Below are 24072 nucleotides of genomic sequence, written 5' to 3'. Positions count from 1 at the left end.
GGTGGGATATCTGCCTGCCGGGCGATGAGAGCCCCTGGCAGGGCAACAAACTAGGCGAAAGATAGAATTTTGCCTCAGTTTCCTGTCAGGAGTCTGAAAACCACCGCAATTTGCGCGGCAATCGGGCAGAAATTTGGGCCGGCGTTCGGCCGGCGGCGCTCGGTTCCTTCCATTGCACCCGAACGGTGCCGCTCTGGCAACCGATTTGACATTTCGGGGGCGCCGGCAGACCTGCTGTGCGGGGTGCGCCCGACGGATCACAGCGTTGTCAAACTTGGCGCCGACAATGTCGGCTTTTGTCCTCTCGACGCCAAGGAACCGATATGTCCCGACCTTTGCCTGCCCTGCCGCTGGCCCGGCTCGCCGTGGCCGCCGCCCTGCTGGGCGCCCTGCCGGCGTGGGCCGATGCGCCTGAAGCCTTCCCGGCCACGCTCGCCGGCCACGCCGTGCTGCCCGCGCAAACGCTGCTGGCCGTGCCCAAGGACGCTCCGGCCGACCTGCGGCTCAGCGGCAAGTTCACCACCGCGCAGCGTACCGAGGCGCCCGGCACGGTCGAAGGCAAGTCCAATGGCCGGCCGACCGGCATCTCGCTGCCGTTCCGCGGCCAGCCCGCACAGGGCCACTCCGGCATCAAGCGCATGGCCGACGGCAGCTTCTGGCTGCTGACCGACAACGGCGCGGGCGCCAAGGCCAACTCGCCCGACTTCATGCTGTACCTGAACCAGTACACGGTGGATTTCGGCACCGGCCAGTTCCGGCGCCTGAAGACGATCTTCCTGCACGATCCGGACAAGAAAGTGCCGTTCCGCATCGTCCATGAGGGCACGAAGCAGCGCTACCTGACCGGCTCGGACTTCGATACCGAGAGCTTCCAGTTCGCGGGCGGCGCCATCTGGATCGGCGACGAGTTCGGCCCGTTCCTGATCAAGGCCGACATGAACGGCAAGGTGCTGGCGGTGTTCGAAACCATGGTCGACGGCAACGTGGTGCGCTCGCCCGACCATCCGGCGGTCACCACGCCAGCCGCGCCCGACGCTGGCATCAGGTTCCAGGTAAAGCGCTCGAAGGGCTTCGAGGGCATGGCGGCATCGCCCGACGGCGGCAAGCTGTATGCGCTGCTGGAAGGCGCGCTGTGGAACGAAGCGGCCAAGGGTTACGAGAGCGAAGGCGGCAAGCCCTACCTGCGCGTGCTGGAATTCGACGTGAAGCGGCAGGCCTGGACCGGCCGCCACTGGAAGTATGTACTGGAAGGCGCGAGCCATGCCATCGGCGATTTCAACATGATCGACGCCAATACCGGCCTGATCATCGAGCGCGACAATGGCGAAGGCACGCCCGACAAGGCCTGCCCGGCCGGGCAGAAGCGACCGGACTGCTTCGATGATGTGGCGAAGTTCAAGCGGGTCTACAAGGTCGAGCTGACCGATGCCAACGCCGGCGGGCCGCTGCGCAAGATCGGTTATGTCGACCTGCTGCGCATTGCCGATCCGGGCAAGCTGGCGCGCAAGCCGCTGACCGATGGGGTGCTGGCCTTCCCGTTCTTCACCATCGAGAACGTCGACGTGGTCGACGCCACGCATATCGTGGTCGGCAATGACAACAACCTGCCATTCAGCACCAGCCGCGAACCGAATCGCGCGGATGACAATGAGCTGGTGTTGCTGGAGGTGGGAGAGTTTCTGAAGGCGCGGTGAGGCGGTGCTCCCCTCTCCCGCTTGCGGGAGAGGGGAGAAAACTGGCGGCAAACGATCAGGCCGCGAGCCTGAACGTCGACACCGCTTCCCTCAACCGCTGCGCCTGCTCTTCCAGCGAACCCGCAGCCGCGGCCGCCTCTTCCACCAGCGCCGCGTTCTGCTGCGTGACGGTATCCATCTGCGTCACAGCCTGGTTCACCTGTTCGATCCCCGAGCTCTGCTCGGCCGAAGCCGCGCTGATCTCGCCCATGATGTCGGTCACGCGCTTGACCGCCGCGACGATCTCTTCCATGGTCTGGCCCGACTGCGTCACCAGCATGGAGCCCTTCTCGACGCGATCGACCGAATCCCCGATCAGCGCCTTGATCTCCTTGGCCGCCGTTGCACTGCGCTGCGCCAGGCTGCGCACTTCGCCCGCCACCACGGCAAAGCCACGGCCCTGCTCGCCGGCGCGCGCCGCTTCCACCGCCGCGTTCAGTGCCAGGATATTGGTCTGGAAGGCGATGCCTTCGATCACGGCAATGATGTCGACCACCTTCTTCGACGCGCCGTTGATCTCTTCCATGGTCTCGGCCACCTTGCCCGCGACTTCGCCGCCCTTCTCCGCGATATCCGACGCATTGACCGCCAGCGCGCTGGCCTGGCGCGCGTTGTCCGCGTTCTGGCGCACGATGCTGGTCAGTTCTTCCATGCTGGCCGCGGTCTGCTGCAGCGACGAGGCCTGTTCCTCGGTACGCTGCGACAGGTCGGTATTGCCCGCCGCGATCTGGCTGGTGCCGGACACGATCGACTCGGTCCCCGCGCGCACCTGGCGCACGATGCGCAGGATATTGGCGTTCATGTCAGCCAGCGCCTGCAGCAGCTGACCGGTCTCGTCGCGGCTGTCGACGTCGATGCGGCTGGTCAGGTCGCCCGAGGCCACGGTGCGGGCCACCGCCACGGCGCGGTGCAACGGGCGCGTGATGCCGCTGGTCAGCCAGACCGAAAAGGCAATACCGATCGCCAGCACCACCACACCGAGCCCGATCAGGCTGTTGCGGGCGTTGACGTAGATCTCGTTGATCTCGCGCGCGGTGGCGTCGATGCTGGCGCGCTGGATGTCGAGCAGTTTCTGGATCTCGGCGAGGTAGGCGTCGCCGGCGGGGACGAACTCTTTTTCCAGCACCTGGTTGGCCTCTTCGGTCAGGCCTTCCAGCTTGAGCTTGGTGATCTTGTCGCGGCCGTTGTTGTACGGGTCGCGTACGCCCAGGATCTTCTGGAACGCGGCCTTTTCCGCTTCAGAACTGAGCATCGGCTGCAGCTTGTCGCGCAGCTGCGCGATGCCTTCGATCGACGCCTTGGTCTCGGCGGCAAAGAACTGGCCCAGCGACGGGTCGGCGCTGCGCGCCACCGCGGTGGTGCGGCGCACGCTGGTGTGCATGAGCCGGTACCAGTCGCTGACCAGCCGCTCCTTGGTCAGCGGCTGCTGCATCATCGCATGCGTGCGCTCTGCCACCTGCTGCAGGCGCATCATGCCGAATACCGTCATGAGCGCGGATAGCAGCAATACCACCCCAAAACCAATGCCGAGGCGCACCCCGATACCTAGATTCTTCATTTCTTCTACCTGATTAGGACTGGTTATGGCGAAGTGCCGACGCTCGGTGGGCGCGGCGTTCTCCGCTCTCGTCGTCCGCGGGCAGGCCCGATGGGCCGGCGCAGGTGCGGGCTATGGATGGCAACGGCATGGGGGGCCGAAACTTTAGGGTCTTCCTCGATTGACGGCTAGAAGTGTGCGGAGACCGGCTATAGTGGAGAGATATCCGGCGCAGGGCCGTCCCGCCGGCCCGCGCCACCCTGCTCACGCTTCCCCCAACCAGGAGATCCAGCATGGCCACGCCTCCCAATCCTTTCGCCGATTTCACCAAGCTGATGGAGCAGTTCCGCGTGCCGGGCCTAGACATGACCGCCGTGATCGAGGCGCGCCGCAAGGACATCGAAGCCCTGACCGAGGCCAACAAGCTGGCCTACGAGGGCATGCAGGCCGTGATGATGAAGCAGCAGGAAATCTTCACGCAGACCATGCAGCAACTGCAGGCCGCCGCGCAGCAGTACGCCACCGGGGGCAATCCGGCCGAGGCGATGGCCAAGCATGGCGAACTGGTGCAGCGTGCACTGCACCAGGCGTTCGAGAACATGCGCGAGCTGGCCGAGACCGCGCAGAAGGCGCAGACCGAGGCGCTGACCGTGATCGGCAAGCGCGCCGAGCAGAACGTCAAGGAGGCTGGCCAACTGTTCCAGCAGGCTGGGAAGAAAAGCTAGCGACCGGCCGTGGCATCGGAGGGCTTGCCCGCACGTTCCCGAAACCTGCTGCGCGCCACGCTGGCGCGCCTGATGCCCGGCGCCACCGAGCTGCTGCACTACCGCCGCGCCGATTTCGGCGTGGACCTGCAGGCCGGTGTCTCGGTGGCCGCGGTCAGCCTGCCGATCAGCGTGGCGTACGCCCAGCTTGCCGGCTTCAGCCCGGTGGTGGGCCTGTACAGCGTGGTGCTGCCGATGCTGGCCTATGCGCTGTTCGGCTCGTCGCGCCAGATGATCGTCGGGCCCGACGCCGCCACCTGCGCCATGATCGCCGCGACGCTGTCGCCGCTGGCACTGCCCGACAGCGAAGCCTATCGGGCGCTGTCGGTATCGCTGACTTTGCTCACCGGCGTGTTCTGCGTGCTCGCCGGCAAGTTCCGGCTCGGCTTCCTGGCTGACTTCCTCTCGGTGCCGATCCTGGCCGGCCTGCTCAACGGCGTGGCCATCAATATCGCCTTCAGCCAGCTCGGCAAGGTCACCGGGCTGACGCTGGCCGGCCGCGACGTGATCGGCCAGGCGGAGTCGCTGCTGCGGCACCTCGGCAGCATCCATTGGCCCACCGCAGCGCTGGCCGCGCTGACGCTGGCGGTGTACTTCGGCGCCCGGGCCTGGCAGCCGCGCGCGCCAGGAGCGTTGTTCGCGCTCGCGGTAGCGACCTTTGTCACATGGATGCTGGGGCTGCAGGGGCTTGGGGTCCAGGTGGTCGGCCCGGTGCCGGCTGGCCTGCCGCCTCTGATCGCACCGTCGATGCCGCACGAGCTGTTCGGCACGCTGGTCCCGGCCGCAGCCGCGCTGGCGCTGGTGTCGCTCAGCAGCGGCCTGCTGACCAGCCGCAGCTTCGCCGCGCGCAACGGCTACAGCGTCGACGCCAGCCAGGAATTCATCGGCATCGGCGCCGCCAGCATCGCCAGCGCGTTCAGCCAGGGCTTCGCGGTCAGCGGGTCGAGCTCGCGCACCGCCATCAACGAGGCCGCCGGCGGGCGCACGCGCATGGTGTCGGTGATCGGCGCACTGACCGTGCTGCTGGTGTTGCTCTTTCTCACTGACCTGCTGGCCGCACTGCCCGCAGCGGCGCTAGGCGCCATCCTGATTGCGTCGGCCTTCAGCCTGTTTGACTTCGGCGGCCTGATGGCCCTGCGCCGCTACAGCCGCAGCGAGCACGGCATCGCGCTGGTCACGGTGGCGGGCGTGGTGCTGCTGGGTGTGATGTCGGGCATCCTGCTGGCGGTCGCCATTGCCCTGCTGCGCTTCTTGGCGCAGATGGCGCGCCCCGGCGAACAGCAGCTTGGCCGCTGGAATGGACACGATGGCTTCTACGAACTGGCCCACTACCCCGAGGCCAGGGCGGTGCCGGGGCTGCTGATCTATCGCTTCGAATCGCCGCTGACGTTCTTCAACGCGGATTTCGTACGCCAGCGCGTAGTCGCGCTGGCGACCCTGCACGACGCGCGCTGGGCGGTGATCGATGCCATATCGATCGCACACGTGGACCTGACCGGCGCCACCATGATGCGCGATTTGCAGGCCCAGCTAGCGGCCAGAGGGTCGCAGCTGGTGATAGCGGGTCGTACGGCGCAGTTGACCGCATGGCTGAACCAGCGCGGCATTGCGCCGGACAGCACCGGGATCCTGTTTTATCCGTCCAAGCAGGCTGCGCTGGATGCGTACCACGTCTGCGAAGCTAAGCATGGCAACGCGGATGGCGCGGCGGCAACGGGCACGGAGACAACGGCGCCAGGGCCGGTAGCCTGAGGGCCGCATCGGCGTGCCTTCACCGGGTTCCCCTGCCTGCCGGGGCAGCTCGGTCTGGTACGGTGGCCGGCTTTGCACCGGCCGTCCGCTCAGATCGTCAGATCACCCCTTGCGCCAACATGGCATCCGCCACCTTGACGAAGCCGGCGATATTCGCGCCCTCGACATAGTTGATATACCCGCCCGCCTTCTGCCCGTGGTGGATGCAGTTCTGGTGGATGTCCTTCATGATCGCGTGCAGCTTCTCGTCGACCTCGGCGTGGTGCCACGACAGGCGCATCGCGTTCTGCGACATCTCCAGGCCGGAAGTCGCCACGCCGCCGGCGTTGCTGGCCTTGCCCGGTGCGTAGAGGATCTTTGCGTCGACAAAGCGGTCCACCGCTTCCAGCGTCGACGGCATGTTGGCACCTTCAGCCACGCAGATCACGCCGTTGCCGAGCAGGGTTTCAGCATCGTTGCCATCGAGTTCGTTCTGCGTTGCGCACGGCAGCGCCACGTCGGCGGGCACGTGCCACGGGGTGCGGCCGGCTTCGAAGTTCATGTCGTGGCGCGCGGCAAAGTCCACCAGGCGGCCGCGCTCTTCGTTCTTGAAGGCCATGACTTCAGCCAGCTGCTCGGTGGTCATGCCTTGCGGGTAGTGCAGCACGCCGCCGGAGTCCGACAGGGTCAGCACCTTGGCACCGAGTTCGATCGCCTTCTCGGCAGCGTATTGCGCCACGTTGCCCGAGCCGGAGATCAGCACGCGCAGGCCGTCGAAGGCGCGGCCGCGTCGGTGCAGCATTTCCTGGGCAAAGTAGACGGTGCCGTAGCCGGTGGCTTCCGGGCGCATCAGGCTGCCGCCATAAGCCAGGCCCTTGCCGGTGAACACGCAGGCGGACTGGTTCGACAGCTTCTTCATCATGCCCGCCATGAAGCCAACTTCACGCGCGCCCACGCCGATGTCGCCGGCCGGGATATCGGTGTCCGGGCCCAGGTGACGGTACAGCTCGGTCACCAGCGCCTGGCAGAAGCGCATCACTTCACCATCGGACTTGCCCTTGGGATCGAAGTCCGAGCCGCCCTTGCCGCCGCCCATGGGCAGCGTGGTCAGCGCGTTCTTGAAGGTCTGCTCGAAGCCCAGGAACTTCAGCACCGACAGGTTCACGGTCGGGTGGAAGCGCATGCCGCCCTTGTACGGGCCGATCGCCGAGCTGTGCTGGACGCGGAAGGCGCGGTTGACCTGCACCTGGTTGCGGTCATCGGTCCAGGCCACGCGGAACTGGATCACGCGCTCGGGTTCGACCAGCCGCTCGAGCAGCGCCTGGTCTGCGTAGCGCGGATTGCGCTCGACGAACGGCCAGAGCGTCATCATCACTTCCTTCACTGCCTGGAGGAATTCAGGTTGATTGGGGTCGCGGCGGGCGACCCCCGCCAGGAATGCGTCGAGGGAAGGAGCGTTCACGATGTCTCTGCTGTGCTGGATGCTGTAACTGGATCTGACGGCCCTGCCGGGTGGTGCCGGTCTCTGAAGCCGCGTGGCGTTGCGCCGAGGGGAAGGTGGGTGGCCTCCGGTTGTCCAGACATTTACGGCATGCCGCGCCTGTCTGGCAACCCGAAACTGTAGCACCGGCATGGGGCATGTGGCAGTCAAAACACCTGTGACTGCAATGGCGAGGCTACATTTTGGTGCGAACAGCGGGGCTTTCCGTGCGATCAGCGCACAAATGCGATCGAAAAACGACTTGCCACGCGTCTAGGCAATCAGCAGCTTGGCGCCGCGCTCTTTCAGCGCCGCCCCGATTTCCGGCTCGGGCGCCATGTCAGTGATCAGCCAGGCGGCCAGGTCGAAATGCTTGATCGTCACACCGGTGTTGCGGCCGAACTTGGTGTAGTCGGCTACCACGCACGGGGTGTCGGCGGCCATCAGCATGCGGCTGCGCAACTCGGCCGCGGCGCGCGAGAAGTCGCAGATCTCGCCGCGGGGCGTGACGCCACCGATGCCGATAAAGGCAAAGTCGGTGTGATAGCGCGACAGCTGCTCGATGGTGTCCCAGCCGTGGGTCGCGTCCTCGTTGTCCTGCAGTTCGCCCCCGAGCACGATGACGCGGTTGCCGTTGCGTCGCCCCAGCAGCTGCGCGATGGCAAGGTCGTTGGTGTAGACCAGCAGGTTGTGGTGTCCGTGCAGTGCCTGCGCCACCGCGTGGGTGGTAGTGCCGTAATCCAGGATCACCGATGCGCCGTCGCGCACCAGCTCCGCGGCGCGCACGCCGATGGCGCGCTTGCCTTCGGCATTGACCAGGGCACGGGTCTGGGTATCGGGCTCGGTACGATCAGAAGCCAGCGCGCCGCCGTGGGTCAGCACCAGCAGGCCGCGGCCGGCGAGCGTGTTGAGGTCGCGCCGGATGGTCTCGCGCGAGACGTCGAGTTCGGTCACCAGTTCGCTGATGGCCAGCGCGCCGGTGGCGGAGAGCTGGTCGAGGATGTATTTCTGCCGTTGTTCGGCGAGCACGGGGACTCCGGGAGCGTTTGGGCTGAGCGGTGATTCTAGCGCGGGTGTGACTGGCATGGTGGCCGTCAACCAGCGCAGACCTGCTCCCTCTCCCGCTTGCGGGAGAGGGGAGCAAACCGGGGAGCAAACCGGCGGTCGAATCAGCTCGCCTGGTATCTCACGCCCAGGGCAGCGTCACCGTCTTCAAATTTGTAAAGCTCTTGGCCGCCTCCTGCACGCCCTCCTTGTACCCCAGCCCCGAATCCTTGATGCCGCCGAACGGCGTCAGCTCGATGCGGTAGCCCGGCACTTCCCACAAGTTCACCGTGCCGACGTGCAGCGAATTGGCGATCTTCGTGAACGCCTCGATATCGTTGGTGCAGACCCCCGAAGACAAGCCAAACGCCGTGCCGTTGGAAATCCGGATCGCATCATCGACATCGCGGAACGCGATGATCGGCGATACCGGCCCGAAGGTCTCCTCGCGCACCACCGTCATCGCCGGGTCGACGTGGTCGATCACAGTGGGCGCGTAGCTGGCGCCGTTGCGCTGGTTGCCGACCAGCAGCCGCGCGCCCTGCGCCACCGCCTCGTTGACGCGCGCCTCGAACAGCATGGCCGCCTCTTCGTCGATCACCGTGCCCATGTCGACGCCGCGGTCCATCGGGTCGCCGTATTTCCACGCGCGGGTTTTCTCGACCACCAGTTCAGTGAAGCGCGCCGCGACCGCCTCGTGCACCAGCATGCGCTTGACCGCGGTGCAGCGCTGGCCCGAGTTCTTGTACGAACCCTGCACCGCGAGGTCGGAGGCACGATCGAGGTCGGCATCGGCCAGCACGATCAGCGGGTCATTGCCGCCCAGCTCCAGCACCACGCGCTTGTAGCCGGCCTTGCTGGCGATGTACTTGCCGATCGCCACACCGCCGGTGAAGGTGACGAGGTCAACGGCAGGATGGGTGATCAGCTCGTCGGCGATCTCGCGCGGGTCGCCGGTGACGACCTGCAGCATCTGCGGCGGCAGCCCGGCCTCGTACAGCAGGTCGGCCAGGTAGTACGCGGACAGCGGCACCTTCTCCGACGGCTTGAGCACCATGCGGTTGTTGGTCGCGATCGACGGCGCCACCTTGTGCGCCACCTGGTTCATCGGGTGGTTAAACGGCGTGATGGCGCAGATCACGCCCAGCAGCGGCTCGCGCTGCGTCATCACGCGGCGCTTCTTGCCGTGTGGGGTCAGGTCGCACGAGAACAGCTGGCCGTCGTCGCGCAGCGCCTCGGTGGCGGCAAAGCCGAGCACATCGGCCACGCGGCCGATCTCGTACAGCGAATCCTTCTTGGACAGGCCGGACTCCAGCGTGATCAGGTCCGACGCTTCTTCGGTGCGCTTGCGCAGCAGGGCCGCGGCGCGGTTCAGGATGGCGGCGCGCTCGTAGCGCGTCAGTGTGGAGCGGTACGCCTGCGCCACGTCGAAGGCGCGGCGCACGTCGTCGAGCGTGGCCTTGGGCACGGTGCCCACCAGCGTGCCGTCATACGGGTTGCGCACCTCGATCACGCGCTCGCGCACGATCTTCTGGCCATCGATGCGCAGCGCCTCGGCGCGGAAGTGCGGGCTGATTGTGCCAGCAGGGAATTGGGGAGCGTTCATGGATTCCTCCGGTCAGTACGGATGCAGCGGCTGGTAGCGTGGCTCAGTGCAGGTCTCAGTGCAGGTCTCAGTGCAGATGGTTGAGCGCCACGTCGAAGATGTCGAAATTGCGCATCACGGGCTTGCCCGGGATGCCGTCGGTCGGGCGGTTGAACACCAGCGGCACGGTCTGCTCCGAGACGCCGCCGTGCGAGCGCAGCGGCGCATCGAGCCCGGACAGGTCATGGCGGCTGCGGCTGGTGCCCAGCACCACGTGCTTGTCGCCGGTCACCACCAGGTCGCCCACGCGGTCGGACGGCAGCTCGAAGCCCGCGCAGGCCTCGGCGTTGTCGAGCACGCTTTCCACGCCCGGCAGGCCGGACAGCCTGGACTTGAGCGCGTCGCGGTCGGCGCCTTTCGGCAGGTAGACGGTGGCGTACGAGCCGAGCGCGCCATGGTGGACCACGTATGGATCGGTAATCGGCAGGATCACGCGCGCGCCGCCCTCTTCCACGCCGCGGCCGAGCCACGCATCCAGATGGTCCTGCAGGTAGATCACGTTGGGCGCCTTGGTGGCATCGTCGTGCTTGGCGTTCATGCCATGGTCGGCGGTCAGCGCCACCACGCAGCCGAGTTCGTCCAGACGCGCCAGGTACTTGTCCATCATGGCGTAGAACGAATTGGCGCCGTCCGAACCGGGCGCGAACTTGTGCTGGATGTAGTCGGTGGTGGACAGGTACATCAGGTCCGGGCGGCGCGTTTCCATCAGCCGCACGCCGGCGGCAAAGACGAACTCGGACAGCTCGGCGCTGTACACATCGGGCACCGGCATGCCGACCAGTTCCAGCACGCCGTCGATGCCGTTCTCGGCCACCGTGGCCTGGTCGGCTTTCTCGGACGAGAAGCAGATGCCCTGCATGCCATGGCCGAGCAGTCGGCGCAGCTTGTCCTTGGCGGTCACCACCGCGACGCTGGCGCCGGCGCTGGCAAACGCGGCAAGGATGGTGCCGGCGCGCAGGTACTTGGGGTCGTTCATCATCACTTCCTCGCCGCGGCCGCCATTGGCGCTGCGATCGAAGAAATAGTTGCCGCAGATGCCATGCACCGCCGGCGGCGCGCCGGTGACGATGGAAAGGTTGTTCGGGTTGGTGAAAGTCGGTACCACGCACGCGCCGCGGAACGACGAGCCACTGGCGAGCAGCCGCTTGAGGTAAGGCGCGCTGCCGCTGGCGGCGGAGGCTTCAAGGTAGTCGAACTCGCAGCCGTCGACGCAGACCACCACGACGGGCTGCTGCATCCAGCGGTAGCTGCGCTGGTTGACGGTAATGGTGCGGGCGGAATCGTTGGTATCGGGCATGGTGGTGGCCTGGCGGGTGTGGTCCGGGAAGCGAAGGATGGGTTCGGTGGGCGGTGCGATCGATTCAGGCGCCGTCATCAGGCAGCCGCGCCGGGACTGGCGCTGCCCGGATCGACGGCGGCATGCATGCGCGCGCGCCCGCGCTCGACGTGCTCGCGCATCAGCCGCGCGGCCAGCTCGCCGTCGCGCGCGGCGATGGCCGAAACGATGGCACGGTGCTCGCGGGTGGAGTCGGGCATGGCCGCGTTGCTGCCGGACAGCGCCTCGCGCCGGAACAGCGTCAGCTCCTTGACCAGGCGCCGGTAGGTGTCGAGCAGCTTGCCGTTGCCGGCCAGCTCGACCATGCGGTCGTGGAAGGCGAAGTTCAGGCGCGTGTATTCGTCCAGGTCGCGGGCTGCGCTGGCGGTGCCCAGCGCCTCGACCAGCGCGCGCAGTTCGCGCAAGCCCTCAGCCGTGATGCGGGCCGCCAGTTGCCGGCCGACGAACTCGTCGAGCACCGCGCGCAGCTCATAGATCTCGTCGGCTTCCTGCACCGAGATGGCACGCACGAACACGCCGCGGTTCTTTTCCGTGCGCAGCAGGCCGGCCTGCTCCAGCGCGCGGAACGCTTCGCGTACCGGGCCGCGCGAGACACTGAGCTGGCCCGCGACTTCGATCTCGTTGAGCTTGGCGCCCGGCGGCAGCTCGCCGGACATGATCCGCAGTTCCAGTTCGCGCTGCACCAGCGTGGTCAGGGATTGGCTCTGCAGGATGGTGATTTCGCTCGCCAGCGGGGCTTGGCGTGACATGAAAACTCCCGTTTGTGACGGATTCGGCAATATCGAAAATCCTTATTGCGATTAAAGCAAGCGATTTGTATATTGTCAACAATCAAGACATCGGCGACGCCAGCAGGGTGACGCAAAAGCCATTGATAAAACAGGCATATGTCTTGTAAGTGTTGTAGCAGAAGGGTTTCAAGGTGATCCAATGTTGTGCAACGCAGCGCCACACATTGCAACATATTCACCAAATTGACACAAATATCCACCTACAATGCCGGAAAAGGAGGCCCCATGAAACTGTCCATCACGTCCACCCTGCATACCGCCGCCGCCCTGCTCGCACTGGGCGCCGCCAGCACCGCGCTGGCCCAGAAAACCACCCTGACGGTCTACACCGCGTGGGAGATCGAAACCCTGAAGCCATACGCCGAAGGCTTCGCCAAGGCCGCGCCCGACATCGAACTGAAGTACGTGCGTGACTCCACCGGTGTCATCACCGCCAAGGCGCTCGCTGAAAAGGCCAACCCGCAGGCGGACGTGATCGCCGGCCTGGCCGCATCGAGCCTGGAGCTGCTGAAACAGGAAGGCATGCTGACGCCCTACACGCCCAGGGGCTTCGAAAAACTGACGCGCGACTACAGCGACAAGGCCACGCCGCCGTCATGGGTGGGGCTGGATGTCTGGGGCGCCACCGTGTGCTTCAACACTGTCGAAGCCAGGAAGCGCAACCTGCCCCGACCCGAGAGCTGGAAGGACCTGGCCAAGCCGGTCTACAAGGGCACCATCGTGATGCCCAACCCGGCCTCGTCCGGCACCGGCTTCCTGGACGTGACCGCCTGGCTGCAGCTGTTCGGCGAACAGGAGGGCTGGAAGTACATGGACGCGCTGCACGAGAACATCGCCCAGTACACGCACAGCGGCTCCAAGCCGTGCAAGCAGGCAGGCTCGGGCGAATTCCCGATCGGCATCTCGTTCGAGCTGCGCGCGCACAAGACGCTGGCGTCAGGCGCACCGATCGAGATGATCTTCCCCAAGGAAGGCCTGGGCTATGACATCGAGGCCGCCGGCATCGTCAAGGGAACGAAGAAGCAGGAGGCCGCGCAGCGCTACATGGACTGGCTGGCGAGCAAGGAAGCGGCGCAGCTGTTCGCAAAAGACTGGGCCATCGTGACCTACCCTGGCGTGGCCCGGAAGGTGGAGACCATCCCTGCCAACTACGAGCAGATGCTGGTCAAGAACGATTTCAGCTTCATCGCCAGGAACCGCGAGCGGGTGCTGAACGAATGGCAGAAGCGGTACGCCGGCAAGTCCGAAAAGCAGTAATCCGGGAACGCCTTGGCCCGGCGCCCAGAGCGCCGGACCACCGCCACGACAACACCGCCGAGGATCCCCACGCCATGCAATCCCCCACTTCCACGGCCGAGACCTACCTCAGCCTGAAAGGCATCCACAAGCGCTTCGGCAGCGGCGCCAGCCCCTTCGTCGCGCTGCATCACATCGATCTCGACGTGCGCCAGGGCGAGCTGCTGTGCTTCCTGGGCCCGTCGGGCTGCGGCAAGACCACGCTGCTGCGCATCATCGCCGGGCTGGAATCGCAGAACGCCGGCACCATCCACCAGGGCGGGCGCGATATCTCCACGCTGCCGCCGATGGAGCGCGACTACGGCATCGTGTTCCAGTCCTATGCCTTGTTCCCCAACCTGACCGTGGCGGACAACGTCGCCTACGGCCTGGTCAACCGGCGCATGCCGCGCGACCAGCGCCGCGCGCGTGTCGCCGAGCTGCTGACGCTGGTGGGCCTGCCCGACCGCGGCAACCAGTACCCCGCGCAACTCTCCGGCGGCCAGCAGCAGCGCGTGGCGATCGCGCGCGCGCTGGCTACCTCGCCCGGCCTGCTGCTGCTGGACGAACCCCTGTCCGCGCTCGACGCACGCGTGCGCGTGCGGCTGCGCAGCGAGATCCGCGCGCTCCAGCAGCGGCTGAATATCACCACCATCCTGGTCACCCACGACCAGGAAGAGGCGCTGTCGATGGCCGACCGCATCGTGGTCATGAACCAGGGCGTGATCGAGCAGGTGGGCACGCCGGCGCAGGTCTACCAGCGCCCGTCCACGCCGTTTGCCGCGGACTTCGTCGGCAAGACCAATATGCTGGGCGCGCGCGTCGGCGGTGACGGGGCGCTGCACCTCGGCGGCGTGCGCATGGATTGCACCGCGCCGGCCGGCTGCTGCGCCGACGAAGCGGTGCAGGTGTTCTTCCGCCCCGAAGACGTCTGCGTGCGCGGCATCGAGCAGCACGGGTCCAATGTGCTGGAGGCCACCGTGGACAAGATCGAGTTCCTGGGCGCGTTCTCGCGCCTGACGCTGCGGCTGCCCGATGCCGCCTCCGGCACGCTGTGCGCCGACCTTTCTCTCAATGACCTGCACGAGCTGCGCCCGAACACCGGCGACCGCCTGCGCCTGGCCATTCCCGCCGACCGCCTCCGCATCTTCCGCCACGCATGCGCCTGAGCCTCACGACGGCGCCGGCCAGTGTGCCGGCTACCGATACCGCCCCAGGCGCCGTACCTGCCGGGCTTGTCAACCCCGGCGGGCGGCCTTCCATGCCCGCTCCACCCGCGATAGTTGCGACTTCGGTGCGTGCGCACTGGACCGACCGGCTCGCGCACCTGCTGCTGGCACTGGCCGCGGTGGCGCTGCTGTGCTTCGTGCTGGCGCCGATCGTGATGATCCTGGCCAAGAGCGTACAGAACCGCGACGGCTCGCTGGCCGGCATCACCCACTTCCGCGCCTACCTTGAATCGCCGGCGCTGCTGCGCTCGGTGTGGAACAGCCTGTGGGTCTCGGCGCTGGCCACCTGCATCACCGTGCCGCTGGCCTTTACCTTTGCCTATGCGCTCACGCGCAGCCGCATCGCGTGCAAGGGGCTGCTGCGCAACCTGGCGCTGGTCCCGCTGCTGGCGCCGTCGCTGCTGGCGGCGATCTCCTTTATCTTCTGGTTCGGCAACCAGGGGCTGTTCAAGCCCTGGATGGGCGGCACGCAGATCTACGGGCCGCTGGGCATCGTCGCCTCGCTGGTGTTCGCCACCTTCCCGCATGCGCTGATGATTTTGGTCACGGCGCTGTCGCTGACCGACGCGCGGCTGTACGAGGCGGCCGATGCGCTGGGCACCTCCACTACCCGCAAATTCTTCACCATCACCGTGCCGGGGGCCCGCTATGGCCTGGTCAGCGCGGCGATGGTGGTGTTCACTTATGCGATCTCCGACTTCGGCATCCCCAAGGTGATCGGCGGCAACTTCCATATGCTGGCCACCGACATCTACAAGCTGGTGATCGGCATGCAGGACTTCTCGCAGGGTGCGGTGGTGTCGCTGATGCTGCTGGTGCCGGTCGCGGTCACCTACTGCGTCGATGCGCGCGTGCAGAAGCGGCAGATGGCCCTGATGTCGGCGCGCTCGGTGCCCTATGTGCCGCGTCGCAGCCGCCGCTTCGACCTCGCCATGGCGTCGTTCTGCTGGCTGATGGCGGCGCTGATGCTGGCGGTGATGGGCATGGCGATCTATGCATCCTTCGTCAAGCTGTGGCCGTACAACTTCTCGCTGTCGCTGAACCACTACCGGGTAGGCCTGGTCGAGGGCGGCGTGGTCGACTCCTACCTGAACAGCCTGCGCATGGCGGGGGTGGCCGCGGTGATCGGCCCGGTGTTCATCTTTGCCACCGCCTACCTGCTGGAAAAGACGCGCGGGCTGGACTGGCTGCGCGGCGTCGTGCGGCTGATGGCGGTGCTGCCGATGGGCGTGCCGGGGCTGGTGCTGGGCCTGGGCTACATCTTTTTCTTCGTGCCGCAGGCCAATCCGCTGCACGGCCTGTACCAGACGCTGGGCATCCTGGTGCTGGTGACGATCGTGCACTACTACGCGTCGTGCCACCTGACCGCCGTCACCGCGCTCAAGCAGCTCGACAGCGAGTTCGAGGCCGTGTCGGCATCGCTGAAGGTGCCCTTCTACAAGACCTTCTTCAAGGTTACGGTGCCGGCGTGCCTGCCCGCCATCCTGGAGATCTCGCGCTACCTGTTCATCAACGCCATGACCACGGTGTCTGCGGTGGTGTTCCTGTACGGCGCCGACACCAAGCTGGCCTCGGTCGAAATCGTCAACCTGGACGAGTCCGGGGACATCGGCCCGGCGGCGGCAATGGCCACGCTGGTGGTGGTGACCTCCGCGCTGGCCTGCCTGCTCTATTACCTGCTGCAACGCGTGCTCGACCGCAAGACCCAGGCATGGCGCCAGGGTCAGTCGAGTGACTGAAATCTCCCAATACGCAATCGCATCCCCCACTCCTTCCCAATCAGGAGCTCACCATGATCCGCGGCAACGACCCGATCCTTCTGACCCCCGGCCCCCTCACCACCTCGCTCGCGACCAAGCAGGCCATGCTGCGCGACTGGGGGTCGTGGGACGCGTCCTTCAACGCCATCACGCGCAGCCTGTGCGACGACCTGGTGCGCATCGTCCACGGCGAAGGCACCCATGTGTGCGTGCCGATGCAGGGCAGCGGCACCTTCTCGGTCGAAGCCGCCATCGCCAATGTGGTGCCGCGCGACGGCAAGGTGCTGGTGCCGCAGAACGGCGCGTACTGCCAGCGCATCCTGAAGATCTGCAAGGTGCTGGGACGCGCCAGCGTGGAGTTGCCGATCCCCGAAGACCAGCCGGCCACGGCCGCGCTGATCGAGCAGGCGCTGGCGCGCGATCCCTCGATCACGCACGTGGCGCAGGTGCATTGCGAGACCGGCGCCGGCGTACTGAACCCGCTGCCGGAAATCGCCGCGGTGTGCCAGCGCCTGGGCAAGGGGCTGATCGTCGATGCCATGAGTTCGTTCGGCGCGATCGATATCGATGCCCGCGCCATGCCGTTCGATGCGCTGGTGGCTGCCACCGGCAAGTGCATCGAGGGCGTGCCGGGCATGGGGTTCGTGCTGGTGCGCAAGGACGTGCTGGAGGCCAGCCAGGGCAACAGCCATTCGCTGGCGCTCGATCTGTACGACCAGTACGCCTATATGCAGAAGACCACGCAGTGGCGCTTTACGCCGCCCACGCACGTGGTGGCAGCGTTCCGCGCGGCGCTGGACCAGTTCCTGGAAGAAGGCGGGCAGCCGGTGCGCGGGGCGCGCTATCGCAGGAACTGCGGGGCGCTGGTCAGGGGCATGGGCGAGCTTGGCTTCCGGCCGTTCCTGCCGGCGGCGGTGCAGGCGCCGATCATCGTTACCTTCCACGCGCCGGCGGATGCGCGTTACGACTTCAAGACCTTCTACAGCAAGGTGCGCGAGCGCGGGTACATCCTCTATCCCGGCAAGCTGACGCAGATGGAGACGTTCCGCGTTGGGTGCATCGGCGCGATCGACGACAACGAGATGCGCAATGTGGTGACGGCGGTGGGCGAGGTGCTGAAAGAGATGGGGATAGCGATGAACGCGCCGCTGGCGCAGGCAGCATGATGGCCACGTCCCACCCACGCTAGCAGCAGGCCCCCCTCTCCCGCAAGCAGGAGAGGGGAGAAAACAAGCGGGTTCGAGAAACGCGACAGACTGAACTCCAAAGCCTTCCCATGCCCCTTCCCCCCGACTTCCACGGCCTCGCCTTTGCCGCCGTGATGCTGTCCGCGCTGATGCACGCCTCCTGGAACGCGATCGTAAAGATCGGCGGCGACCGCCTCTCGTCGATGGCGCTGATCGACACCTTCTGCCTGCTGGTGGCGATCCCCTTCCTGTTCCTTGTGCCATTGCCCGCGCCACAGGTATGGCCCTTCCTGCTGGCCACCGTCGCACTGGAAGTCGGCTACAAGCTGTCACTGGTGGCGGCCTACAATCGCGGCGACTTCAGCCAGGCCTATCCACTGATGCGCGGCTCGGCACCGATGCTGGTGGCGGTCCTGCTGTTGATCACCGGCAGCGAGCGGCTCAGCCCCGGCGGCTATGCCGGCATCGCCCTGATCTGCTGCGGCCTGGTCAGCCTGGTGCGCTGGCGGCGGCAGTCGCCTGACCTGCTCGGCTTTGCGCTGCTTGCCGGCGCCTGCCTGGCGGCAGGCACGGTGATCGACGGCACGGCGGTGAAGCGCTACGGCGAGGTCTTTACCTACATCGTCTGGCTGCAGGCGATGTCGCACATCTTCATGCCCACCTACGCGCTGAGCCGGCGCGGCAGCGCGTTAGTGACGCTCCTGCGCGCGGAATGGAAGCGTGCCTGGATCGGCAGCATCAACCGCGTGGGCTCGTATGCGCTGATGTTGTGGGCGATGACGCTGGCGCCGGTGACCAAGCTGGCGGCACTGCGTGAATCCAGCGTGATCTTTGCCGCGCTGCTGGGGCATTTCCTGCTGCGCGAGCCGTTCGACCGCCGCCGCGTCATCGCGACCGGGCTGGTGCTTGCCGGCATCCTGACGCTGCAGCTGGCACGCTGACCTGGCCTGTTGCGTTTTGTGTTGTTTATTGGCATTTTGTGGCATACCATGGCATTCATCCTCCACCGCCTTCGCGCCGCGCGTTGCCCACCATGCCCCCTGTCATCCCCACCCATACCCGCGTCGTCATCATCGGCGGCGGCATTATCGGCTGCAGCGTTGCCTACCACCTGACGAAGCTGGGTTGGCAGGATGTGGTGCTGCTTGAGCAGGGCCAGCTGTCTTGCGGCACCACCTGGCACGCAGCCGGGCTGGTCGGCCAACTGCGCTCGCAGGAAAGCATGACGAAGCTGATCCGCTATTCCACGCAGCTCTACAGCGAACTGGAAGCGGAAACCGGCCTCGGCACCGGCTGGAAGCAATGCGGCTCGCTGTCGGTGGCGCGCACCGCCGAGCGCATGACGCAGCTGCGCCGCACCGCGGCGGTGGCGCGTGCCTACGGCGTGGCGTGCGAGGTCATCTCCCCTTCCCAGGCCGGCGAGCTGTGGCCGGCGATGCGTACCGACGACCTGCACGGCGCGGTCTGGCTGCCCGGCGACGGCAAGGCCAATCCCACCGACCTGACGCAGGCGCTGGCGCGCGGCGCGCGCAGCCGGGGCGCGATCGTCGTGCAGGACACCAGGATCACCGCGATCCATACCGCCGACGGCCGCGCCACCGGGGTCAGCTGGCGCAACAAGAGCGGAGACGAGGGCCGGCTGCAAGCGGAGATCGTAGTCAACTGCGCGGGCCAGTGGGCGCGGCAAGTGGGGCTGATGTGCGGCGTGACCGTACCGCTGCATTCAGCCGAGCACTACTACATCGTCACCGAGCGCATCGCCGGCGTGCATCCCGACCTGCCGGTGATGCGCGATCCGGACGGCTTCATCTACTTCAAGGAGGAAGTCGGCGGGCTGGTGATGGGCGGCTTCGAGCCTGACGCCAAGCCGTGGGGCATGCAAGGCATTCCCGAGCCGTTCGAGTTCCAGCTGCTGCCGGACGACTGGGACCAGTTCCAGGTCCTGATGGAAAACGCGCTGGTGCGCGTGCCCGCGCTGGAAACGGCGCAGGTCAGGCAGTTCTACAACGGGCCTGAGTCGTTCACGCCGGACAACAACTTCATCCTCGGCGAAGCGCCGGAGTTGCGCAATTTCTACGTCGGCGCGGGCTTCAACTCGATGGGCATCGCCTCCGCCGGAGGCGCCGGCATGGCGCTGGCGGAATGGATTGTCGCGGGCGAGCCCACCATGGACCTGTGGCCGGTCGATATCCGCCGCTTTGCCGGCTTCAACGGCAACCAGAACTGGCTGCACGACCGCGTCAAGGAAACGCTCGGCCTGCACTACGCGATGCCGTGGCCGAATCGCGAGCTGGAGACCGCACGCCCGTTCCGCCGCTCGCCGCTATATGCGCACCTGCGCGATGCCGGCGCCAATTTCGGCAGCAAGATGGGCTGGGAGCGGCCCAACTTCTTCGCGCCGCCGGGAGAATCGCCGCAGATCGAGTATGGCTTTGGCCAGCAGAACTGGCTGCCATGGAGCGGCGCCGAGCACCGCGCGTGCCGCGAAGGCGTGGCGCTGTTCGACATGAGCTCGTTCTCCAAGTACCTGGTCAAGGGCGCAGATGCCGAGGCGATGCTGCAATACGTGATGAGCAATGACGTGGCGGTGCCGCCGGGGCAAACCGTCTATACCGCGATGCTCAACGAACGCGGCAGCTATGAATCGGACCTGACCGTCACGCGGCTGGCGCGCGACCAGTACCTGGTGGTGACCGGCTCGGCGCAGACCACGCGCGACTTCAGCTATATCGAGCGGCTGATCCCGGCCGAGAAGCGTTGCGTGATCGTCGACGTCACAAGCCAGTACGCGGTGCTGGCGCTGATGGGACCGCGCTCGCGCGAACTGCTGCGGAAGGTGTCGCGCGCGGATTTCTCCAATGAAGGCTTTCCCTTCGGCAGTTCGCGCGAGATCGACCTCGGCTACGCCACCGTGCGCGCGACGCGGCTGACCTATGTGGGCGAGCTCGGGTGGGAACTGTACGTGCCGGTGGAGTTTGCGGTGGGCGTCTACGAGACGCTGCACGAGGCCGGCCGCACGCTCGGGCTGGTCAATGCCGGCTACTACGCCATCGAATCGCTGCGGCTGGAAAAAGGCTACCGCGCCTGGGGCCGCGAGCTGTCGCCGTCGGTCAACCCGTTCGAGGCGGGATTGTCGTTTGCCTGCAAGCTGGCCAGCGACATCGATTTCCGCGGCCGGGAGGCGCTGCTGCGAGCGCGGCAGGCGGGCGCGCCCGAGCGGCGCATGGTGGTCGTGACGGTCGACGGCGCCAGCGACGCCATGCTGTGGGGCGGAGAGGCCGTGCTGCGCACCGGCCCCGACGGCGGCGTGCGCGCGGTGGGATCGCTCAGTTCCGCCGCGTTCGGCCATACGCTGGGCTGCCCCGTCGGCATGGCATTGCTGGCGCGCGAGGACGGGCCCGCCGATGCGGCGTGGCTTGGAGCCGGCACGTATCACGTCGACCTGGCCGGCGAACTGCTGCCCGCACGCGTACACCTGCGCGCGCCATACGATCCGGCATCCGCGCGCCCGAAGGGTTGAACCGGGGCCGGGCGGGGAATCTCCGCAAGCAGCGCCCCCCTCTGCGGGCACGGTGACCATCCCGCCGGTTTGCTCCCTCTCCCGCTTGCGGGAGAGAGGAGCGATTGCGAGGGGTAGTGGCAAGGGCCAGCCCGGTCGTATGGCTGCGTCAGTTCACTGAGTGTTCCAATCTGGAACACTCGCTGTCACCCCCTGGCACACCGTCGCCAGCGCGTGACACATCTCCGGCCTGTTTCCGCGGTCAATTCTTCGATTCCTCCCCGCTTTTCCGCTCTCTCGCCTCCCGGCACACCTCTTGCGATCCGCTCCGGTGCGCACGGCCCTGCCGTGACGACACGACACAAATCCTTCAAACGGAGCGAGACATGAACATGGCGGAAATCGCCCAGCTGGGCGTCAGCAACCCCTACAAGCAGCAGTACGAGAACTTCATCGGCGGCCAATGGGTGCCGCCCGCCGGTGGCGAGTACTTCGAGTCGATCACGCCGATCACCGGCAAGCCGTTCACGCGCGTGCCGCGCTCCAACCAGCAGGATGTCGATGCCGCGCTGGACGCCGCCCACGCCGCGAAGGCCGCGTGGGGCCGCACCTCCACCACCGAGCGCGCCAACATCCTGAACCGCATCGCCGATCGCATCGAGGCCAACCTGACGCTGCTGGCGGTGGCCGAGACCATCGACAACGGCAAGCCCGTGCGCGAGACCACCGCGGCAGACCTGCCGCTCGCCGTCGACCACTTCCGCTATTTCGCCAGCTGCATCCGCTCGCAGGAAGGCGGCATCTCCGAGATCGACGCCGACACCGTCGCCTACCACTTCCATGAGCCGCTGGGCGTGGTCGGCCAGATCATCCCGTGGAATTTCCCGCTGCTGATGGCGACCTGGAAGCTGGCTCCGGCGCTGGCCGCCGGCAACTGCGTGGTGCTCAAGCCGGCCGAGCAGACGCCCGCCTCGATCCTGGTGCTGATGGAGCTGATCGGCGACCTGCTGCCGCCGGGCGTGATCAACGTGATCAACGGCTTCGGGCTGGAAGCGGGCAAGCCGCTGGCATCGAGCCCGCGCATCAGCAAGGTGGCCTTCACCGGCGAGACCACCACCGGCCGGCTGATCATGCAATACGCCTCGCAGAACCTGATCCCGGTCACGCTGGAACTGGGTGGCAAGTCGCCCAACATCTTCTTCGAAGACGTGCTGGCCGCCGACGACGCGTACTTCGACAAGGCGCTCGAAGGCTTTACCATGTTCGCGCTGAACCAGGGCGAGGTCTGCACCTGCCCGTCGCGCGCGCTGATCCAGGAGTCGATCTACGAACGCTTCATGGAACGCGCGCTCAAGCGCGTGGCGGCGATCCGCCAGGGCCATCCGCTCGACAAGGGCACCATGATCGGCGCGCAGGCTTCGGCGGAGCAACTCGAGAAGATCCTGTCGTACATCGACCTGGGCCGCAAGGAGGGCGCGCAGTGCCTGGCGGGTGGCGAGCGCAATGCGCTGGACGGCGACCTGGCCGGCGGCTACTACGTGAAGCCGACGGTATTTGCCGGCCACAACAAGATGCGCATCTTCCAGGAAGAGATCTTCGGGCCGGTGGTGTCGGTGACCACCTTCAAGGATGAGGAAGAGGCACTTGCCATCGCCAACGACACGCTCTACGGCCTCGGCGCCGGCGTATGGACGCGTGACGGCGCGCGCGCATTCCGCATGGGCCGCGGCATCCAGGCGGGCCGCGTGTGGACCAACTGCTACCACGCCTATCCCGCGCATGCCGCATTCGGGGGATACAAGCAATCCGGCATCGGCCGCGAGAACCATCGCATGATGCTGGACCACTACCAGCAGACCAAGAACCTGCTGGTGAGCTACAGCCCCAACGCTCTCGGCTTTTTCTGACGACGCTCAAAGCATGGCGCAATGGCCGCCTGCAGTGGCCCCGCGCGTGCCATGATCCGGTTGTGCCCCGCGGGCGCGGGGCCATCCCGGACAAGGAGTCATTCAAGGAGTCGAGATGCCTGCAACGATGAAAGCTGCGGTGGTGCGTGAATTCGGCGCACCGCTCACGATCGACGAAGTTCCTGTTCCCCAACCCGGCCCCGGCCAGATCCAGGTAAAGATCGAGGCCTCGGGCGTCTGCCACACCGACCTGCATGCCGCCGACGGCGACTGGCCGGTCAAACCCACCCTGCCCTTCATCCCAGGCCATGAAGGCGTGGGCTATGTCTCTGCCGTGGGCAGCGGCGTGACCCGCGTGAAAGAAGGCGACCGCGTCGGCGTGCCGTGGCTCTACAGCGCCTGCGGCTATTGCGAGCACTGCCTGCAAGGCTGGGAAACGCTGTGCGAGAAGCAGCAGAACACCGGCTATTCCGTCAACGGCGGCTATGGCGAATATGTCGTCGCCGATCCCAACTACGTCGGCCTGCTGCCCGACAAGGTCGGTTTTATCGAGATCGCGCCGATCCTCTGCGCGGGCGTGACGGTCTACAAGGGACTGAAGGTGACCGATACGCGGCCGGGCCAGTGGGTCGTGATCTCGGGCATCGGCGGCCTCGGCCACGTGGCCGTGCAGTACGCGCGCGCCATGGGGCTGCGCGTAGCCGCGGTCGATATCGATGACGACAAGCTCGCGCTCGCGCGCAGGCTCGGCGCCGAGGCCACCGTGAATGCGCGCACCACCGATCCCGCCGCATGGCTGCAAAAGGAAATCGGTGGCGCGCATGGCGTGCTGGTCACCGCGGTGTCGCCGATCGCCTTTTCGCAGGCGATCGGCATGGTGCGCCGCGGCGGGACCATCGCGCTCAACGGGCTGCCACCGGGCGAGTTCGGCACGCCGATCTTCGACGTGGTGCTCAAGGGCATCACCATCCGCGGCTCCATCGTCGGCACGCGCAGCGACCTGCAGGAATCGCTGGACTTTGCCGCGCATGGCGACGTGAAGGCCACGGTGTCGACTGCCAAACTCGATGACATCAACAACGTGTTCGGGCGCCTGCGCGACGGCAAGATCGAAGGCCGGGTCGTGCTGGACTTCAAGGCCTGACGAGGAGAAG

Annotated in this window: 17 protein-coding genes; 11 read left to right on the top strand and 6 right to left on the bottom strand. The window is 66.6% G+C overall.

Features of this window, described 5'->3' with window-relative positions; all coding sequences use genetic code 11:
- Positions 1-323 precede the first annotated feature (323 nt).
- A complete protein-coding gene (locus LPA45_RS29105) occupies positions 324-1694 on the top strand; it encodes an esterase-like activity of phytase family protein (RefSeq protein WP_317920779.1) in 1371 nt (456 codons plus the stop codon).
- A gap of 55 nt (positions 1695-1749) precedes the next feature.
- Here the strand turns inward: LPA45_RS29105 and LPA45_RS29100 are convergent, their stop codons facing one another.
- A complete protein-coding gene (locus tag LPA45_RS29100; protein WP_317920778.1) occupies positions 1750-3291 on the bottom strand; it encodes a methyl-accepting chemotaxis protein in 1542 nt (513 codons plus the stop codon).
- 272 nt (positions 3292-3563) lie between these two features.
- Here LPA45_RS29100 and LPA45_RS29095 point away from each other — a divergent pair, with 272 nt between their 5' ends.
- Positions 3564-3995 (top strand): phasin family protein, encoded by a 432-nt coding sequence (locus LPA45_RS29095; RefSeq protein WP_116319513.1) that lies wholly within the window; start codon positions 3564-3566, stop codon positions 3993-3995.
- A gap of 24 nt (positions 3996-4019) precedes the next feature.
- Positions 4020-5786, top strand: coding sequence for a SulP family inorganic anion transporter (locus LPA45_RS29090; RefSeq protein WP_317920776.1), 1767 nt, complete (start codon positions 4020-4022; stop codon positions 5784-5786).
- Between the two features lie 97 nt (positions 5787-5883).
- Here the strand turns inward: LPA45_RS29090 and gdhA are convergent, their stop codons facing one another.
- The 5 genes from gdhA to LPA45_RS29065 form a co-directional block, all read right to left on the bottom strand.
- Positions 5884-7227, bottom strand: a complete 1344-nt coding sequence (gene gdhA / locus LPA45_RS29085) for an NADP-specific glutamate dehydrogenase (RefSeq protein WP_116319511.1) — start codon at positions 7225-7227, stop codon at positions 5884-5886.
- A gap of 291 nt (positions 7228-7518) precedes the next feature.
- The gene (locus tag LPA45_RS29080) at positions 7519-8274 is read right to left on the bottom strand and encodes a DeoR/GlpR family DNA-binding transcription regulator (RefSeq protein WP_116319510.1); all 756 of its coding nucleotides are present in this window, start codon (positions 8272-8274) and stop codon (positions 7519-7521) included.
- A gap of 157 nt (positions 8275-8431) precedes the next feature.
- Positions 8432-9895 (bottom strand): phosphonoacetaldehyde dehydrogenase, encoded by a 1464-nt coding sequence (phnY, locus tag LPA45_RS29075; RefSeq protein ID WP_317920775.1) that lies wholly within the window; start codon positions 9893-9895, stop codon positions 8432-8434.
- A 67-nt stretch (positions 9896-9962) separates the two neighbouring features.
- On the bottom strand, positions 9963-11231 hold the full coding sequence (phnA, locus tag LPA45_RS29070; RefSeq protein ID WP_317920786.1) for a phosphonoacetate hydrolase: 1269 nt from the start codon (positions 11229-11231) through the stop codon (positions 9963-9965).
- A gap of 77 nt (positions 11232-11308) precedes the next feature.
- Positions 11309-12019 carry a phosphonate utilization associated transcriptional regulator gene (locus LPA45_RS29065; RefSeq protein ID WP_317920773.1) on the bottom strand — a complete coding sequence of 237 codons (711 nt, stop codon included), beginning with the start codon at positions 12017-12019 and terminating at the stop codon, positions 11309-11311.
- A gap of 267 nt (positions 12020-12286) precedes the next feature.
- Here LPA45_RS29065 and LPA45_RS29060 point away from each other — a divergent pair, with 267 nt between their 5' ends.
- From LPA45_RS29060 to adhP, 8 genes are all read left to right on the top strand, one after another.
- Entirely contained in the window at positions 12287-13318 is a 1032-nt protein-coding gene (locus LPA45_RS29060) for a putative 2-aminoethylphosphonate ABC transporter substrate-binding protein (RefSeq protein ID WP_317920771.1), read from the top strand.
- Between the two features lie 74 nt (positions 13319-13392).
- Positions 13393-14505, top strand: a complete 1113-nt coding sequence (locus tag LPA45_RS29055) for a putative 2-aminoethylphosphonate ABC transporter ATP-binding protein (protein WP_116319506.1) — start codon at positions 13393-13395, stop codon at positions 14503-14505.
- A complete protein-coding gene (locus tag LPA45_RS29050; RefSeq protein ID WP_367395063.1) occupies positions 14496-16304 on the top strand; it encodes a putative 2-aminoethylphosphonate ABC transporter permease subunit in 1809 nt (602 codons plus the stop codon). Before LPA45_RS29055 ends, LPA45_RS29050 begins: the two co-directional genes overlap by 10 nt.
- A gap of 53 nt (positions 16305-16357) precedes the next feature.
- The gene (locus LPA45_RS29045; RefSeq protein ID WP_116319504.1) at positions 16358-17491 is read left to right on the top strand and encodes a 2-aminoethylphosphonate--pyruvate transaminase; all 1134 of its coding nucleotides are present in this window, start codon (positions 16358-16360) and stop codon (positions 17489-17491) included.
- A gap of 110 nt (positions 17492-17601) precedes the next feature.
- Positions 17602-18453, top strand: coding sequence for an EamA family transporter (locus LPA45_RS29040; RefSeq protein ID WP_317923505.1), 852 nt, complete (start codon positions 17602-17604; stop codon positions 18451-18453).
- A 92-nt stretch (positions 18454-18545) separates the two neighbouring features.
- Entirely contained in the window at positions 18546-21032 is a 2487-nt protein-coding gene (locus LPA45_RS29035; RefSeq protein ID WP_317923504.1) for an FAD-dependent oxidoreductase, read from the top strand.
- Positions 21033-21397: 365 nt separating this feature from the next.
- Positions 21398-22918: an aldehyde dehydrogenase gene (gene adh, locus LPA45_RS29030; RefSeq protein ID WP_317923503.1), complete on the top strand. Its 1521-nt coding sequence runs from the start codon at positions 21398-21400 to the stop codon at positions 22916-22918.
- A gap of 115 nt (positions 22919-23033) precedes the next feature.
- Complete coding sequence (gene adhP, locus LPA45_RS29025) at positions 23034-24062, top strand: alcohol dehydrogenase AdhP (protein ID WP_317923502.1); 1029 nt, start codon at positions 23034-23036, stop codon at positions 24060-24062.
- The last annotated feature ends 10 nt before the right edge of the window (positions 24063-24072 follow it).

The organism is Cupriavidus sp. Agwp_2 (assembly GCF_040784895.1).
Lineage (GTDB): Bacteria > Pseudomonadota > Gammaproteobacteria > Burkholderiales > Burkholderiaceae > Cupriavidus.
This window is presented reverse-complemented; position numbering and strand designations above follow the sequence as displayed.

What these genes read in the sequence shown, in the direction of transcription:
- LPA45_RS29105 (WP_317920779.1), top strand. Translation starts at nt 324, where the DNA reads ATGTCCCGACCTTTGCCTGCCCTGCCGCTGGCCCGGCTCGCCGTGGCC.
- LPA45_RS29100 (WP_317920778.1), bottom strand. Translation starts at nt 3,291, where the DNA reads ATGAAGAATCTAGGTATCGGGGTGCGCCTCGGCATTGGTTTTGGGGTG.
- LPA45_RS29095 (WP_116319513.1), top strand. Translation starts at nt 3,564, where the DNA reads ATGGCCACGCCTCCCAATCCTTTCGCCGATTTCACCAAGCTGATGGAG.
- phnY (WP_317920775.1), bottom strand. Translation starts at nt 9,895, where the DNA reads ATGAACGCTCCCCAATTCCCTGCTGGCACAATCAGCCCGCACTTCCGC.
- phnA (WP_317920786.1), bottom strand. Translation starts at nt 11,231, where the DNA reads ATGCCCGATACCAACGATTCCGCCCGCACCATTACCGTCAACCAGCGC.
- LPA45_RS29065 (WP_317920773.1), bottom strand. Translation starts at nt 12,019, where the DNA reads ATGTCACGCCAAGCCCCGCTGGCGAGCGAAATCACCATCCTGCAGAGC.
- LPA45_RS29060 (WP_317920771.1), top strand. Translation starts at nt 12,287, where the DNA reads ATGAAACTGTCCATCACGTCCACCCTGCATACCGCCGCCGCCCTGCTC.
- LPA45_RS29055 (WP_116319506.1), top strand. Translation starts at nt 13,393, where the DNA reads ATGCAATCCCCCACTTCCACGGCCGAGACCTACCTCAGCCTGAAAGGC.
- LPA45_RS29050 (WP_367395063.1), top strand. Translation starts at nt 14,496, where the DNA reads ATGCGCCTGAGCCTCACGACGGCGCCGGCCAGTGTGCCGGCTACCGAT.
- LPA45_RS29045 (WP_116319504.1), top strand. Translation starts at nt 16,358, where the DNA reads ATGATCCGCGGCAACGACCCGATCCTTCTGACCCCCGGCCCCCTCACC.
- LPA45_RS29040 (WP_317923505.1), top strand. Translation starts at nt 17,602, where the DNA reads ATGCCCCTTCCCCCCGACTTCCACGGCCTCGCCTTTGCCGCCGTGATG.
- LPA45_RS29035 (WP_317923504.1), top strand. Translation starts at nt 18,546, where the DNA reads ATGCCCCCTGTCATCCCCACCCATACCCGCGTCGTCATCATCGGCGGC.
- adh (WP_317923503.1), top strand. Translation starts at nt 21,398, where the DNA reads ATGAACATGGCGGAAATCGCCCAGCTGGGCGTCAGCAACCCCTACAAG.
- adhP (WP_317923502.1), top strand. Translation starts at nt 23,034, where the DNA reads ATGCCTGCAACGATGAAAGCTGCGGTGGTGCGTGAATTCGGCGCACCG.